This window comes from Streptomyces fuscigenes (assembly GCF_021556455.1).
Classification (GTDB): domain Bacteria; phylum Actinomycetota; class Actinomycetes; order Streptomycetales; family Streptomycetaceae; genus Streptomyces; species Streptomyces fuscigenes.
Genome location: NZ_JAKGCV010000102.1, coordinates 1 through 14,862, shown reverse-complemented (window position 1 = coordinate 14,862; position 14,862 = coordinate 1). Strand labels below are relative to the sequence as shown.

Sequence of the window (14,862 nt, the reverse complement as noted above, 5' to 3'; positions counted from 1 at the left end):
CGGCGCGCGGCGGACCGGGGGTACCGCCGTCCGGACGTGCCCGCGTGCGCGGCGCGCTCCGCGGTGTGAGCGTGCGGGGATGAGCACTGCCAGCGACACCGGCGCGGACCGTCCCGGCGGCGCGGCCGCGGCGGCCACCGAGCCCCCCGTGCTCAGCGGGCGCCGCCGCAACATCGTGTTCGCGACGATCGTCCTCGGCCTGCTGCTCGCCGCTCTCGACCAGACCATCGTGGGCACGGCCCTGCCCACGATCGTGGCGGATCTCGGCGGCGCCGAGCACATGTCGTGGGTCGTCACCGCGTACCTGCTCGCGGAGACCATCTCCACCGCGCTGGTCGGCAAGTTCGGCGACCTGTTCGGACGCAAGCTGATCTTCCAGCTGTCCGCGGTCGTCTTCATCACGGGGTCGTTCCTGTGCGGCCTCGCCACGGACATGACGCTGCTGATCGCGTGGCGGGCCGTCCAGGGCGTCGGCGCCGGCGGCCTGCTCGTGACGGCGGCCGCGCTGATCGCGGACGTCATCCCGCTGCGCGAGCGCGGCAAGTACCAGGGCGCGCTCGGCGCGGTCTTCGGACTGGCCACGGTCATCGGGCCGCTGCTCGGCGGGGTGTTCACCGACCACCTGACGTGGCGCTGGGCGTTCTACGTGAACGTGCCGATCGCCGTCGTCGTGGTCGTGGCGGCGGCCCGGACCATCCCGGCCGTGCGGGCCGCCGCCCGTCCCGTCATCGACTACCGCGGCATCGCGCTGGTCGCGATCGGCGCCGGGACGCTGATCCTGGGCACCAGCTGGGGCGGCAACCAGTACGCGTGGGGCTCTCCCGTGATCCTCGGGCTGTTCGCGTGCGGGGTCGTGGCGCTCGCGCTGTTCTGCCTGGCGGAGACGCGTGCCGCCCAGCCCATGCTGCCGATGCGGCTGTTCGACAATCCGGTGTTCGCCGTGTGCTCCAGCCTCAGCTTCATCGTCGGCTTCGCGATGCTCGGTGCCATGACGTTCCTGCCGACGTACCTCCAGTACGTCGACGGCGACTCCGCGACCGTCTCGGGCGTGCGGACGCTGCCGATGGTGATCGGGCTGCTGATCGCCTCGATCCTCAGCGGCAACGTCGTCAGCAGGACCGGCCGCTACCGCTTCTTCCCCCTCGCCGGCACGGCGGTGACGGCGGTGGGGCTGTTCCTGCTCTCCCGGGTGGGGCCGGGATCCGGCTTCTGGAAGGAGTCGGGGGCCATGTTCGTGCTGGGTACGGGCATCGGCCTGACCATGCAGGTCCTCACCATCGCCGTGCAGAACACCGTGGAGTACACGGACCTCGGCACGGCGACGTCCGGCGTGACCTTCTTCCGCACCCTCGGCAGCTCCTTCGGGACGGCCGTCTTCGGGACCATCTACACCAACGCGCTGGGGCCGAACCTGCGCGACGCGATCCCCCGGGCCGCGGCGGCCGGCGACGCCGGTCCGGCCGCGGTGGCGGGGGCCGCGCGCAGCCCCGAGGGCCTGCACCGGCTCGATCCCGCGCAGGCGGCGCCCGTCATCGGGGCGTACGCGGACACCCTGCACACCGTCTTCCTGTGGACGGTGCCGGTCGCGCTGGCCGGCTTCGTCGTGGCCCTGTTCCTCAAGCAGGTCACGCTGCGCGACTCCGCGCGGGCCACCTCGGCCGACATGGGCGAGGGGTTCGCGTCGCCGAGGTCCAGCGACTCGTGCACGGTGCTCGAGACGTCGGTGGCCGGGCTCCTGCGACGGGTGGGGCCCGAGACCGCCCGGGCCGTCGTGCGGGACTCGGACACCCGGCTCGACATCGCGGGAGCCTGGGCCGTGATGGAGGTGGAGACGCTCACCCGGATGGTCGGACACGCGAGCCTGACGCTGATCGCGTCGCGCAAGAACATGCCGCCCGAGGTGCTGGTGCCGGTGTTCGACCGGATGGTCGGCGAGGGCTACCTGACCCGCGCGGGCACGCTCTTCTCCCACACGCGCTCCGGGCGCCGGGAGGCCGCGGCGATCAACGCCGCCTGGGCCCGCTGGCTGCGTGAGCAGTTGGTGGAGGACGGCGCTCCGACCGGCGCGGAGCTGCGCAGCGCCGTGGACACCATCGCCAAGCGGCTGCTCGCGGAGGACCTGTCGGACGGCCCCCGGCCGGTGCCGTACCGGAGGCCGCCGGCCGGTGCCACGGCGTGGGGCGGGAGGGCAGGGACCTGAGCCCGGACCCCGCGGCGGAACCGTCCCCGCGGCCCTCGCCGCGAGGCCGCCGGGGCTCCGGTCCCGCGGACCCGCACCGCCGGGGCGCTCCCGCTGACGCGCCGTCTCCGGCACGGCGCCCGGGACACGGCGGGCGCCCGGGGCAACGTTCGCCCGAGCGGCGCGCACGTCACGCGTCGACGTCGCCGTCCACGTACACCCAGCGGCCCTGCTCCCGCACGAACCTGCTGCACTCGTGCTGCACCTCGACGCCCCCGCCGCGTCCGGCGCCCGGCCCCCGGACGCAGCGGGCCCGGAAGGTGACCGTGCCGCTCGTGTGGAAGGCCGTGCCGCCCGTCGTCTCCAGGATCTCCAGGCCCGTCCAGCGTGCCGCCGGGTCGAGGTCGAGCCGGGCGGGCCGGGTGGCAGCGGCCCAGGTGCGGAGCAGGTAGGACGTGTCGCGCACGGCGAAGGCGCTGTAGCGCGAGCGCATCAGCAGCTCCGCGGTGGCCGGGTCGGCGCCCCCGGCGTGGAAGCGGCCGCAGCAGTCGGCGTAGGCGGCGGGCAGTCCGCAGGGGCACGGGGAGGCGCCGTCGGCGGCGGCCGGGGCGGTGCCCGGTGCGGCGGAGCGGCGGGAACGGGAGCGGCTGGCCATGCGGCCATTCTTCCAGGGCCGCGGCCGCCGCCCGATACCGGTGGCCCGGTGGCGCGACGGGGTCCGTCGGGTCGGGACACCCGGTCACGTCCGGGGAGTCGGGGCCCGGATGGCGCCGGGAGGGCAGGGGGCAGGGATGGCGTTCCCGCTCCCGGGTCCCATGGGCGCCCCGGATTCCACGGCTCCCGGATCGGTCCGCGCGAAAAGGCCGCCCGCCCCGGGCTAGGGCGGGTCTGACACATCCCGCCTGGCCGGCGACGCCTGGCACGCACTCTCGCTGCGTTGCCGGAGTCGTCCTGGTACGTCCAGTACAAGGACGATCCTCCGCCTTGCGACAGCACGCACCAGACGCCGCAAGCCCGCCCTTCGGGCGGACGGCGCCATGTGTCGGATACGGCCTAGCCTGCGGGCACGAGACGCGCTCGCCCGGCGCACGAGCCGGCGGCGGGCCGCTGCCGTGCCGACGGGGAGGGAGAGGGACATGTCCGAAGACAGCAAGGGGGCCCGGGCGCGGGGGCACCGGGCGTTCCGGGGGACGGGCGGGTGGGCGGCGCGGCAGGGCCGGCGGATGGCGGACCGGTTCCTGGGCGGCGCCGCCTCCGGCGCGGGTACCGCGCTGGCCGGCCTGGCCGTGCTGTGGCTGCGTACGCGCCTGTGACCGCGCCCCTCGGCAGATCCGGCCGGCGCGGTCGCGCTCCGGACCCGCGCGAGGGGCGCCGCCGGCTGCGTCGTCCGGATCGCGACCGATGACATGCCGTTCCGGCCGGCATCGCGGCCGACGGCGAGCGGATCCGCCGGCCCGTGACGCTGCCGCCCCTTCCCATGGGGGCGGGCGACGACCCGCGCCACCGGCGGAAGGGGCTCTCGGGATGGACTCCGCGCCGGCGGGGCGGCCCCACGGCCTCCGGCGGAGCGGCCGAGTGCTGGATGCACGTCGAAGTGCCCGTTCTGCCGGACCCGGTGCCGCTGTCGGTGCCTGCCACGCCGAAGCGGCGCCTGCCTCGCCTCCACCGCCCGGCGGACGAGGAGTGGCGCACGATGGCGTCGGAAACGCGACGGCCCCCGCCCCCGCACCGGAGGACCTCTTCACCTTCCTCGGTACCGCGCCCTCCGCGGCAGCCGGCCGGAACGGCGCGGCACCGCGCGCTCGGGCCGGCCGCCGTCCGCCCCGGTCCCTGCCCTCGGGCCGGCTGCCGACCGCCCCGGTCCGTGCACCGCGCCGCCGCGCGTGCCGCGCCGGACCGCACCCCAGGCCCCCGGGAGGCCGTCCGGTCGGGAATGATCGGCGGCAGGACGCGAGCAGGAGGAGGGCGGCCCCGGTATGAGGCTGACGATTCTGGGCGGCGGCGGTTTCCGCGTGCCGCTGGTGTACGGCGCGCTGCTGCGCGACCACGGCGAGGGCCGGATCACCGAGGTCAGGCTGTACGACGTGGAGCCGCGCCGGCTCACGGCGGTGGCGCGCGTGCTCGCCGACCGTGCGGCCGGGGTGGCGGACGCGCCCGCCGTGACGGTGACGACCGATCTCGACGAGGCGCTGCGGGGCACGGACTTCGTGTTCTCCGCGATCCGCGTGGGGGGACTGGCGGGCCGGGCGGACGACGAGCGGGTCGCGCTGGCCGAGGGGGTGCTCGGCCAGGAGACGGTGGGCGCGGGAGGCATCGCCTACGGGCTGCGGACGGTGCCCGTCGCGCGGGAGATCGCCCGGCGGGTAGCGGCCCTGGCCCCCGGCGCCTGGGTGATCAACTTCACCAACCCCGCGGGGCTGGTGACCGAGGCCATGGCCGAGGTCCTGGGCGGGCGCGTCATCGGCATCTGCGACTCGCCGGTGGGTCTCGGCAGGCGGGTCGCCCGCGTGCTGGGGCTCGACCCGGCGTCGGCGCGCCCCGACTACGTGGGGCTGAACCACCTCGGCTGGCTGCGGGGGTTGTACGTGGCGGGGCGCGACGAGCTGCCGCGCCTGTTCGCCGATCCCGCGCTGCTCGGCTCGTTCGAGGAGGGGCGGCTGTTCGGCGCCGAGTGGCTCACCACGCTGGGCGCGGTCCCCAACGAGTACCTGCACTACTACTACTTCAACCGCGAGACGGTGCACGCCTACCGGACGGCCGAGCGCACCCGCGGCGCTTTCCTGCGCGAGCAGCAGGCCGCCTTCTACGCCGAGTCGGGTGCGCGGGAGGAGCTGCCGCCGGGCGCGGCCGGGGCGGCCTGGCACCGCACGCTCGCGGAGCGCGAGGCCACGTACATGGCGGCGAACCGGGACGCGGCGGGCATGGGCGAGCGGGAGGAGGCGGACCTCGAGTCCGGCGGATACGAGAAGGTGGCGCTCGCGCTGATGCGGGCGATCGCGCACGACGAGCGGGCGACGCTGATCCTGAACGTGCGCAACCGGGGCACACTGCCCGAGCTGGACGCGGAAGCGGTGGTGGAGGTGGTCTGCGCGGTCGACGCGAACGGCGCCACGCCGCTGGCGGCGGACCCGCTGCCGGCGCACGCGGTAGGGCTGGTCACGGCGGTGAAGGCCGTGGAGCGGCAGGTGCTGCGGGCGGCGAGCAGCGGGGAGCGGGCGGACGCGGTCGCCGCGTTCGCCCTGCACCCCCTGGTCGATTCGGTCGCCGTGGCCCGGCGGCTGGTGGACGGCTACGTGGCCGCCCACCCCGGGCTCGGCTATCTGCGCGGCTGAGCGGGCCGGGCCGGCCGGTCGGGCCGGCCCGGGGGGAGGGCCCCCACGGTTCGACAACCGCGGGGTGCGGCGTCGCAGCGCACCTGAAAGACGCTGCGACGCCGCACGCGCGCCCCACCCCTTTTCGTAATGGCTCGTGTGGCGGCCGTCAGGTCAGCAGGAAGTCCGCCTGACCCGACTTCGCGCCCTGGATGAAGGCGGCGATCTCGGCCGGGGTGTAGATCAGTGCGGGGCCGTCGGGGTCGGAGGACTGGCGCACCGCGACTCTGCCGTCGGCCAGCTTCATGGCCTCGATGCAGTTGCCGCCGTTGCCGCCGCTCCAGGGCTTGTGCCAGCCCTCGGAGCCGAGCTCGCGCGCCGGCATGCCGTTGTATATGGGGTCCATTCACAGCTCCTTGCGGACATCCTTGAGGATCTCCTTCGTGCCTTGTGCAGTCGCGGCCTGCGCCGCCATCCGGTCCATGACCTCCAGGTGAGTGGCCACTTCCGGGCGCGCGTCGAGGTAGACGGCGCCGGTGAGGTACTCGCTGAAGACCATGTCCGGCAGCTCGGGTTCTGCGAAGCGGAAGATCACGAACGGCCCGTACGTACCCGGGTGGTGTCCGCTGGCGAACTCCGCGATCTGGAGGGTCACGTTGGGCAGGTCCGCCGCCTCCAGGAGGCGGTCGATCTGCGCGCGCATCACCTCCGGGCCGTCACCGACGGGCCGGCGGATGACGGTCTCGTCCATGACTACCCAGAATCTCGGTGCGTTCTCGCTGGTGAGCAGCGACTGCCGCGCCATGCGCAGCGCGACGTGCCGCTCGGTCTCCCCCGGTGAGGACCGCCCGACGGCGCCGGCCCTCAGCACCGCGCGCGCGTAGTCCTCGGTCTGGAGCAGGCCGGGCACGAAGTGCGGCTCGTACTCCCGCAGCAGCGCCGCCGCCCCCTCCAGACTGACGTACACGCTGAACCAGTCCGGCAGGATGTCGTGGAACCGCTGCCACCAGCCGGGCTTGTTGGCCTCCTCGACGAGCCCCGTGAAGACGTTCGCCTCCTCGGGACCCACCCCGTAGGCCGTGAGCAGCACCTGCACGTAGGGGATCTTGAGTGCGACCTCGGCCGTCTCCATCCTGCGGATCGTGGCAGGAGCCACGCGCAGGAGCTTCGCGGCCTCCTCGCGTTTCAGGCCTGAGCGCTCGCGCAGGTCTTGCAGACGCCTGCCGAGCACGACCTGACCCACGGTCGGGGCCGACCGCGGTTCACTCACTTCTGGGACCTCCCCGTTGCCACGATGTGCTTGCAGTCTGCCATGACTCTGGCAGTTAGAACACGGCACTCTGGAAATTCCAGAGTGCCACTTGCCAAGTGTCGCGGACAGGTGGACAGTGGTGGACGTGAACCAGTTCACGCGGTTGTCGCCCTGCGCCACGGGAGAGGCGCGGAGCGGAGTAGTCGCTTCCCCACCGTTAGGAATCGGTCGTGGCACCTGGTAACGCGCTCACCCCCCGACTTGCGTCCATGGGCCCTGGCAACGTTGTCCGCCGCTACGGCTTCGAGCTGCCGGCCCGTGCGGAGTCCGTCGGCCGGGCCCGGAAACTGACCACGGACCGCCTGCTGCACTGGGGCGTGTCCCGGGGCACGTCGGACACCGCGGAGCTGATCGTCTCCGAACTGGTCACGAACGCCGTCGTGCATGCGGCGGGCGACCATGTCATCTGCGAGCTGCGGGTCGACCAGGACCGGCTGCGCATAGCGGTCGAGGACCAGGGATACGGCCCGACCGGCCCCCAGCTCCAGCGCGGCGGCGCCGACGAGGGCGGCCGGGGCCTGTTCCTCGTCGACTCGATGTGCAGCTGCTGGGGCGCGCAGGACACCTCCGGCTACGGGCCGGGCCGCGTCGTGTGGGCCGAGGTGCCGCTCGGGGCGGAGCCCCCGTGTTGAGGAGCGCGCGCTCGGCGCTGATGCGCTTCGGGCGCGTCTCCCGTACCGAGGGGCCGGGCGGGATGCGCGTGGACGGGACCGTACGGCTGCCGCTCCCGGCGACGCTTCCCGCCTCACTGGGCTGCGACGCGGTGGGCGTCCCGGCCCGGCACGGGTTCCGGCTCATGGCGCGGATGCCGCGCACGGGCTGCGTCTTCGCGGACACGGACTGGTGGTGGTGGATCGTGCCCGCCGGTTCCGACCTGGAGCTTTCCTGGCCCGAGCCGGCCCGCTACGTGGCGGGGACCAGCGTGCCCGCCGTGCGGCCGCGGCTGATCCACTGGCCCGACGACCGGACCCCGTACACCCCGCCGATCCCCTTCTACCTCATGGTCTGCCAGCTCTCCGGGACGGCGCCGGCCTGGGCGGAGCACGGGGCACTGCAGGCGCCGCGCGGCGGAGCCCGCGCGTAGCACCGGCCGGCGGCCTCGTGCGGGCCGCCCGCTTCCCCGCCCCGAAGGCCTGCCGGCCGTGCCACGACGACGCACCGGCCCCGGCGCTCGCGGGGGTGCGGGCGGATCCCGCGGACGACGGAGGTCCCGGAATGCCCGGGACGCCCCGCCGCGACCCCGCGACGGGCCGCCCCGGCCGGGACTCGCCTCAGCGGACGCGGGCCACGTCCAGCAGCAGCGCCTGGCCGGGGGCCAGGTTCGGCAGCGGGATCCCAGTGGTCGCGAGCACGGTGCCGGGCAGGTCGACCCTGCCCTGGAGGGCCGCGGCGAACCACGCGGGCCCGGCCACCTGGTGCAGGACCGGCAGGCCCACCTCCTCGCGGATCGAGACGCGGTACGAGCCCGACGGGTCGAGACCGGGCAGCCGCACCCGGCCCGGCTGGCCGTCGGCCGACGTCTCGACGCGCGCGTACGAGTAGAGGGCCTCGGAACCGTCACGCGCGACCACGCCGTTCAGCAGCAGCGCCTCGTCGGGCAGGTCGGCCCGTACCGTGCGGCCCGTGTGCAGCAGCGCGCGCTTCTCCTTGTAGAGCTCCGCCCACCGGCCGAGCCGCGCGATCTCCTCCGCGTCCCTCGCCGTCAGGTCGTCCTCGATGCCGGCGTGCCCGAACAGCGCGGTGGCCAGCCGGAAGGACGCGTCGGTCGCCCGGCCGGTGGTGTGCGCGACGGGCCCGCCGACGTGGGTGCCGATCAGCTCGGGCGGCAGCAGCTGCGCCGTCCAGCGCTGGATGGCCTGGCGCTCGACGGGGTCGTTGCAGTCCGAGGGCCACACCCGGTCCGTACGGGCGAGGATGCCGAGGTCGACGCGGCCGCCGCCGGAGGAGCAGCTCTCTATCTCCAGGCCCGGGTGGCGCTCCCTCAGGGCGTCCAGCAGGCGGTACAGCGCCTCGGTCTGGGCGTGCACGCCGGGCCGGTCGCGCCCGTCGGCGCCGCGGTGCACCGCCTCCAGCAGGTCGCGGTTGTAGTCCCACTTCAGGTAGTCGACGCGGTAGCGGGCGACGACCGCGTCGAGGGCCTTCAGCAGGTGGTTCCAGGCGTCCTCGTTCGCCAGGTTGACCGCGTACTGGTGGCGCATGCTCGGGCCGAGACCGCGCGAGGGGCCGAGGATCCAGTCGGGGTGCTCGCGTGCCATGGCGGAGTCGAGGTTGACCATCTCCGGCTCGACCCACAGGCCGAACTGCATCCCGTGGCCGTGCACCCGCTCGACGAGCGGCCCGAGGCCGTCGGGCCACACCGCTTCGTCGACGGTCCAGTCGCCGAGGCCCGCCGTGTCGTCGCGGCGGCCGGCGAACCAGCCGTCGTCCAGGACGAGCCGCTCCACACCGACCTCGGCCGCGCGGTCCGCGAGGTCGAGCAGGCGCTCGAGCCGGTGGTCGAAGTACACGGCCTCCCAGGTGTTGAGGGTCAGCGGCCGGGGGGTGGCGGGGTGGCCGCCGCGGGCCCGCAGCCGGTCGTGGAAGCGGTCGGCGAGGCCGTCCAGCCCCTCGTCGGACCAGACGAACAGGCACTCGGGCGTGGTGTACGACTCCCCCGGTGCGAGCCTGATCTCGCCGGGGGCGAGGAGTTCGCCGCCGCCGAGGACCGCGCCGTCCACGCCCGCGCCCTCCGGCAGCCGCTCGGCCAGCCAGCGCTGGTTGCCGCTCCACGCGACGTGCAGGCCCCACACCTCGCCGGTGCGGAAGCCGAAGCCCGGCACGCCGAGCGTCAGCAGGTGCGGGGACTCGTGGCCGGGCCGGCCGCGGCGCACCGCGCGCACGTGGCCGCCGTGCAGCAGGGTGGAGCGCTGGGGCACGCGTTCGCGGCACCACTTGCCGGTGAAGTCGAGGATCTCGGTGGCGCGGCCCGGCACCGGCAGCAGGGTGGTGACGGCGGCCAGGTCGTAGGGCACGCCGTCGTCCGGCGCGGCGGCCGGGCGGGCGAGGGTGGTCGTGACGCCGAGGACCCCCGCGGCGTCGAGGCGGTAGGCGACGGTGAGGGTCAGGCCGCTGACGTCGTCGTCGAGGTGCAGGACCAGTGCGTCCGCGTCGAGGTCGGCGCCGGTGAGCCGGGGGCGCGGCGTCGTGCCGAACCCTCCGCGATGACCCTCGTGGGCGGGGGTGCCGCTCCACCCGTCGGCCTCGGTCGGCCAGACGGTGAACCGGCGCGGCGCGTCCGTGGAGCTGTTGAGGACGGCGCCGTCGGCCGTGAGGCTCAGCGCGGCGAGTTCACCCTCGCCCAGCTCCCCCAGGTCCGCACCCCAGTGCAGGACGCGGGGCAGGGGGTCGCCGAGTTCGACGGCGAAGCTCACTCCGGCCGCACGCAGGTGGGCGATCCGCGCGGTGGTGCGGGTCAATGCAGTGTCCTCTCGAACCGTGTGGGGGCGTGGCGTTGCGGGGGCGGTCCCCGGTCAGTCTTCCTTCTGCGCGAGGAGTTTCCTCGTGTCCTGGGTCATCTGCTTGAACACGTCGTCGTTCCTGTCGTGGGCGAAGAAGGACTGCATGAGGGGCTGGAGGGTCTTCTGCATGGCGGTGCCGTTGCCGTAGGTGGGCGACGCGTACAGGTCGCCCTCGCGCTGCGCGGTGACGAAGGGCCCGAGGTCGACGCCCTTCTTCTTGAGCGCGGCGGCGGTCGCGTCCATGGAGGCGCCGATGGAGGGGAAGAACGTGCCGCTGCGGCCGGCGATCGTCTGGCACTGCTCGGACTCCTGGAAGGAGACCCACTTCCAGGCGAGGTCCTTGTGCGGGGAGCCGGCCCAGATCATGTTGCCGTTCGCGTTGCTCTCCCCCGAGCGCTTGCCGTCGGGGCCCTTCGGGTTGAGGGCGATGCCGTAGTGCAGGTTCGGGATGTCCGGGTAGGCGGTCGCGGACCACGAGCCGTCGTTGGCGATGGCCACCTTGCCGGAGCCCAGCAGCTGCGCACTGCTGGGCGCGTTGCCCGCGGAGGTGAACTCGCCCTCCACCGGGGCGTATCCCTTGTCGGTGAGGTCCCGGACCCAGTTCATGGTCTTCACGAAGCGCGGGTCCTCGAAGTCGAAGACGGTGGGCCACTGCCGCTTGTCGCCGGGGCGCCAGCCGAGCGTGGAGACGAGCGGGTTCCAGGAGGTCTGGCCGGTGAAGTCCTGCACGCCGAGGGCGCCGATGCCGTAGATCTTCACGTGGTGCTTGTCGAAGCCGGGCTGGTCGCCCCGCCTGCCCTTGGAGTCGACGGTGAGGTGGGCGACCATCTTCTCGAACGTGCCGCCGTCGTCGGGGTTCCAGGTCAGGTCGTCGATGTCGGCCTTGGTGTACCCGGCCTTCTTCAGCATGTCGTCGTTGTAGTAGAGGCCGGCCATGGCCCAGTCCATCGGCAGCGCGTACAGCTTGCCGTCGCTGTAGCGGTAGGAGTCGGTGCCGGTGGTGTACTTCTTCAGGTCGAAGCCGGACTTCCTGACGTACCCGTCGAGCGGTTCGAGCTGCTTGAGCGCCGCGTACTGCTGGAGGTACTGGCCGCTGTTCATGAACGCGTCGGGCGCCGTGTCGGCGACGAAGCCGGAGAGCAGCTTGGTGAAGTAGTCGTTGACGTCGTACTGCGTGATCTTGACGGTGACCCCGGGGTTCTCCTTCTCGAACACCGTGGCGCACTGGCGGTAGGCGGCGGCCTGCTTGTCGTCCCACGTCCACCAGTTGACGGTGGTGCCGCCGGCGGACACGGAGTTCGCGCCGCAGCCGCTGACGACGGCCGCGAGCCCGGCGGCGGCCGTCGCGGCGACCAGCTTGCGTGCCCTGTTGCGTATCCTCATCGTTCCTTCTCTCCCCGGGCCTTCGCGGCCCGAAATGCGGACAGCGCGTCGCTGATGTCCTCGTGGCCGCCTGCCTCGTGGCCGTTGAACTCCCAGGCGCGGATGGTCTTCGGGCCCCGGTGGGCGTGGTACGCGCCGAAGGTGGTGGACGGCGGGCAGATGTCGTCCGCCAGTCCCGTGGAGAAGCGCGCGGGGGCCGTGGCGCGGCGCGCGAAGGCGACCCCGTCGAAGTGGTCGAGCGTGCGGAAGACCGCCTCGGCCGACGCGCGGCGGGCCGCGAGGTAGCCGGTGATCTCGTTGTAGGGCGCGGTTCCCGTGATGCGCACGGCCCGGCGCACGTCGGTGAGGAACGGCGCCTGGAAGAACGCGGCGGCGAGGTCGGGGAGGAGGCCCGCCGCCGCGAGCGCGATGCCGCCGCCCTGGCTGTTGCCCCACACGGCGACGCGGCGGGCGTCGACGGCGTCGAGGGTGCGCACGGCGTCGACGGCGCGGACGGCGTCGGTGAAGACCCGGCGGTAGTAGTAGGTCTCCGGGTCCTCGATGCCGCGGGTCAGGAAGCCGGGGTACGCGGGCGGGCTGCCGACCGGGTCGGCGGTGGCGCCGCCCGCGTGGGCGCCGCCCTGGCCGCGCGCGTCCATGATCAGGTGCGCGAACCCGGCGGACGCCCACACCAGGTCGTCGTAGGGGCCGCCCCGCCCGCTGCCGTAGCCGTGGAACTGGACGACGGCGGGCAGCGGCGCGGCGCCGCGGTCCCTGGGCAGCCGCAGCCAGCCGCGGACGGGGTGGCCGCCGAAGCCGGGGAACTCGGCGTCGAAGACGTCGACGGTGCGCAGTTCGGTGGCCACCGGGGTCAGGGCGATGCCGTCGCCGGCGGCGCGCGCCTGCGCCAGCGTGCCCTGCCAGAACGCGTCGAATCCCGGCGGGTCCTGGTGGGCGCTGCGGTACTCGTGCAGGGCGGGCAGGTCCAGGTCGCTCAGCATGCGGGCCTCAGCGCGGCGTCGAGGGTCACGTCCTCGCCGGCGGGGACGCGGATCTCGCGCTCGGCGCCGCCGTAGGCGACCCGTACGGGCTCGGCGTCGTCGCCGCCGACCCGCCGGAGCGTGACGGCGGTCAGGGCACCGGCGCTCCAGTCGAGGTCGGCGGCGAGGCCCCCGCGGCAGCGCAGACCGTGTGCCCGGCCCTCGCCCCACTCCGGGGGCAGGGCGGGGAGCAGGGCGATCCGGCCGCCGTGGCTCTGCAGGACGAGTTCGGCGAGGCCCGCGGCGAAGCCGAAGTTGCCGTCCAGTTGGAACGGGGGGTGCGTGGAGAGCAGGTTGGGCAGGAGCCCGCCCCACTCGGAGCCGTCGACGGGCGCGTACGTGCCGGCGTCGCGTCCCAGCGGCCGCACGGCCTCCAGGAACAGCGAGCGCGCGCTCGCGCCGTCGCCGAGACGGGCGCGCAGCGCGATCTTCCAGGCCCACGACCAGCCCATCGCGCCGGGGCCGCGCCGCTCCATCAGGCGCAGGGCGGCTGCGGCGAGTTCCGGGGTGGCACCGGGGGTGATCTGGTCGAGCGGGTAGACGGTCACCAGCTGCGACATGTGCCGGTGGCGGGGGTCCTCCTCGGGCAGGTCCTCGGCCCATTCCATGAGGTGTCCCGCCGCGGCGACACCGGGGGCGCGCAGGCGCGGCAGGGCCGCCTCGATCTCGGCGCACAGCGGGTCGTCGCCGATGCCGAGGACGCGGGCCGCGGCGAGCGTCCTGGTGAGGGTGGCGCGCACGAGGGCGATGTCCATCGTGGTGGAGTACGTGAGCGCCTCGGGCCTGCCGTCCGGGGAGAGGAAGTGGTTCTCCGGGGAGGTGGCGGGGATCGTGTCGAGGAACCCGTCCCCGCCTTCCACGAGCCAGTCGACGCAGAACGCGGCCTGGCCGCGCAGCACGGGCCACGCGCGCTCGCGCAGGAACCCGGTGTCGCGGGTGAACTCCCAGCGGTCCCACAGGTGCTGGGTGAGCCAGGCGCCGCCCATCATCCAGAGCGCCCACGACGGGTCGCCGCGGCCCATGCCGACGGGCAGGGCCCAGCCCCACATGTCGGTGTTGTGGTGGGCGACCCAGCCCCGGGCGCCGTACAGCTCGCGGGCGACGTCGGCGCCGGTCGCGGCGAGCCGGTCGAGGAGGCCGAACAGCGGTTCGTGGCACTCGCTGAGGGCGGTGACCTCGGCGGGCCAGTAGTTCATCTCGGTGTTGATGTTGACGGTGTAGTTGGAGGACCAGGGCGGGCGCAGCTCCTCGTTCCACAGGCCCTGGAGGTTGGCGGGCGGGCCTCCGCCGGGCCGCGAGCAGGACGCCAGCAGGTAGCGTCCGAGCTGGAACATGACGGTGGCGGTGAGGTGTTCGTCGGTGCCGGCGAGGAGGTCGCGGGCCACGTCGTACGTGCCGCCGCGGCGGCCGCCGACGGTGAGGCCGGCGGCGGCCAGCAGCGGGCGCAGGTCGTCGCGGTGGGCCCGCAGGAGCGCCTCGGGGCCCTGCGCGAGGGCGCGTTCGGCCGCCCTTGCGGCCCGGGCGCGGTGCCCGGCGCGGTCGAGGGGCGGCGCCCCGTGCCAGACGTCCGCCGCGGCGGACGACGACGAGATCGTGACGAGCAGCCGGGTCATGCCGGTCACCGACCAGGTGCCGTCGACCGCGCCGGCCCGCCCGTCGGTGTCGACACGCACGGCGAGGACCGCGTAGGGGTCGTAGTCCCCGGCGCCCGACGCGGTGCTCGCGCCGGCGGTGTCGGCGGTGTAGCGCAGCGGCTCGGCGACGTCCTGCTCGTGCCGGGGCGCGCCGTCGACGGGCAGCGCGACCTCGACGGCGAGCCCGCCGGGGGCCGCCGAGCGCGCCAGCAGCCGCAGCGGGGTGCCGAGGTCGAGGGTCGCGTCGAGGGTGCCGCCGCCGACCGTGACGTCGACGCACAGCGCCCCGGCGGGGCGGGAGGCCCAGACACGGCGGCGCACGGTCAGCGCGCCGTCGGTGAGCGTGTCCTCCGCGACGCCGTCGTCGAGGTCGAGACTGCGGCCGCCGTAGTGCGCCGCGTCCGACACCCCGAGGCCGAGCGTGAGGTCGGCGAACGGCAGGTACTCCTGGCTGTAGTCGCCCTCGAAGGTCATCAGCAGGGACTCCGCGCGCCGCGGGGCGCCGGCGCGGAGCGCGCCGCGCACCT

At 74.5% G+C, this 14,862-nt stretch carries 12 protein-coding genes; 5 read left to right on the top strand and 7 right to left on the bottom strand.

The genetic code is table 11. The features are described from left to right. Positions 1–79 precede the first annotated feature (79 nt). Positions 80–2,200, top strand: coding sequence for an MDR family MFS transporter (locus L1885_RS11590; RefSeq protein WP_235796979.1), 2,121 nt, complete (start codon positions 80–82; stop codon positions 2,198–2,200). Positions 2,201–2,369: 169 nt separating this feature from the next. Here L1885_RS11590 and L1885_RS11585 read toward each other — a convergent pair whose 3' ends face one another. Then, positions 2,370–2,834, bottom strand: a complete 465-nt coding sequence (locus L1885_RS11585; RefSeq protein ID WP_235796978.1) for a YchJ family protein — start codon at positions 2,832–2,834, stop codon at positions 2,370–2,372. A 481-nt stretch (positions 2,835–3,315) separates the two neighbouring features. Between L1885_RS11585 and L1885_RS11580 the strand changes: the two genes are divergently transcribed. Both L1885_RS11580 and L1885_RS11575 read left to right on the top strand, forming a co-directional pair. Next, positions 3,316–3,492, top strand: coding sequence for a hypothetical protein (locus L1885_RS11580; protein WP_235796977.1), 177 nt, complete (start codon positions 3,316–3,318; stop codon positions 3,490–3,492). A 663-nt stretch (positions 3,493–4,155) separates the two neighbouring features. Beyond that, positions 4,156–5,511 (top strand): 6-phospho-beta-glucosidase, encoded by a 1,356-nt coding sequence (locus tag L1885_RS11575; protein ID WP_235796976.1) that lies wholly within the window; start codon positions 4,156–4,158, stop codon positions 5,509–5,511. A 148-nt stretch (positions 5,512–5,659) separates the two neighbouring features. Here L1885_RS11575 and L1885_RS11570 read toward each other — a convergent pair whose 3' ends face one another. Both L1885_RS11570 and L1885_RS11565 read right to left on the bottom strand, forming a co-directional pair. After that, positions 5,660–5,896: a DUF397 domain-containing protein gene (locus L1885_RS11570; RefSeq protein WP_235796975.1), complete on the bottom strand. Its 237-nt coding sequence runs from the start codon at positions 5,894–5,896 to the stop codon at positions 5,660–5,662. Beyond that, entirely contained in the window at positions 5,897–6,760 is an 864-nt protein-coding gene (locus L1885_RS11565) for a Sco1979 family transcriptional regulator (RefSeq protein WP_235796974.1), read from the bottom strand. Between the two features lie 212 nt (positions 6,761–6,972). Between L1885_RS11565 and L1885_RS11560 the strand changes: the two genes are divergently transcribed. Together L1885_RS11560 and L1885_RS11555 are read left to right on the top strand one after the other, a co-directional pair. Next, positions 6,973–7,434, top strand: coding sequence for an ATP-binding protein (locus L1885_RS11560; protein ID WP_235796973.1), 462 nt, complete (start codon positions 6,973–6,975; stop codon positions 7,432–7,434). Beyond that, positions 7,428–7,886 carry a hypothetical protein gene (locus L1885_RS11555; RefSeq protein ID WP_372481921.1) on the top strand — a complete coding sequence of 153 codons (459 nt, stop codon included), beginning with the start codon at positions 7,428–7,430 and terminating at the stop codon, positions 7,884–7,886. Before L1885_RS11560 ends, L1885_RS11555 begins: the two co-directional genes overlap by 7 nt. A gap of 187 nt (positions 7,887–8,073) precedes the next feature. On the opposite strand, the gene L1885_RS11550 is transcribed toward L1885_RS11555, so the two are convergent. The 4 genes from L1885_RS11550 to L1885_RS11535 form a co-directional block, all read right to left on the bottom strand. Then, positions 8,074–10,257 carry an alpha-galactosidase gene (locus L1885_RS11550; RefSeq protein WP_235796972.1) on the bottom strand — a complete coding sequence of 728 codons (2,184 nt, stop codon included), beginning with the start codon at positions 10,255–10,257 and terminating at the stop codon, positions 8,074–8,076. Between the two features lie 54 nt (positions 10,258–10,311). Beyond that, complete coding sequence (locus L1885_RS11545) at positions 10,312–11,682, bottom strand: ABC transporter substrate-binding protein (protein ID WP_235796971.1); 1,371 nt, start codon at positions 11,680–11,682, stop codon at positions 10,312–10,314. Further along, positions 11,679–12,662 (bottom strand): acetylxylan esterase, encoded by a 984-nt coding sequence (locus L1885_RS11540; RefSeq protein ID WP_235796970.1) that lies wholly within the window; start codon positions 12,660–12,662, stop codon positions 11,679–11,681. Before L1885_RS11540 ends, L1885_RS11545 begins: the two co-directional genes overlap by 4 nt. Then, positions 12,656–14,862 (bottom strand): glycosyl hydrolase family 95 catalytic domain-containing protein (locus L1885_RS11535; RefSeq protein ID WP_235796969.1); only part of this gene is annotated, 2,207 nt, incomplete at its 5' end. The genes L1885_RS11540 and L1885_RS11535, both read right to left, overlap by 7 nt.

Bases quoted from the DNA above. Each gene is read 5' to 3' on its own strand.
- L1885_RS11590 (WP_235796979.1), top strand. From the start codon at position 80: ATGAGCACTGCCAGCGACACCGGCGCGGACCGTCCCGGCGGCGCGGCC.
- L1885_RS11585 (WP_235796978.1), bottom strand. From the start codon at position 2,834: ATGGCCAGCCGCTCCCGTTCCCGCCGCTCCGCCGCACCGGGCACCGCC.
- L1885_RS11580 (WP_235796977.1), top strand. From the start codon at position 3,316: ATGTCCGAAGACAGCAAGGGGGCCCGGGCGCGGGGGCACCGGGCGTTC.
- L1885_RS11575 (WP_235796976.1), top strand. From the start codon at position 4,156: ATGAGGCTGACGATTCTGGGCGGCGGCGGTTTCCGCGTGCCGCTGGTG.
- L1885_RS11570 (WP_235796975.1), bottom strand. From the start codon at position 5,896: ATGGACCCCATATACAACGGCATGCCGGCGCGCGAGCTCGGCTCCGAG.
- L1885_RS11545 (WP_235796971.1), bottom strand. From the start codon at position 11,682: ATGAGGATACGCAACAGGGCACGCAAGCTGGTCGCCGCGACGGCCGCC.
- L1885_RS11540 (WP_235796970.1), bottom strand. From the start codon at position 12,662: ATGCTGAGCGACCTGGACCTGCCCGCCCTGCACGAGTACCGCAGCGCC.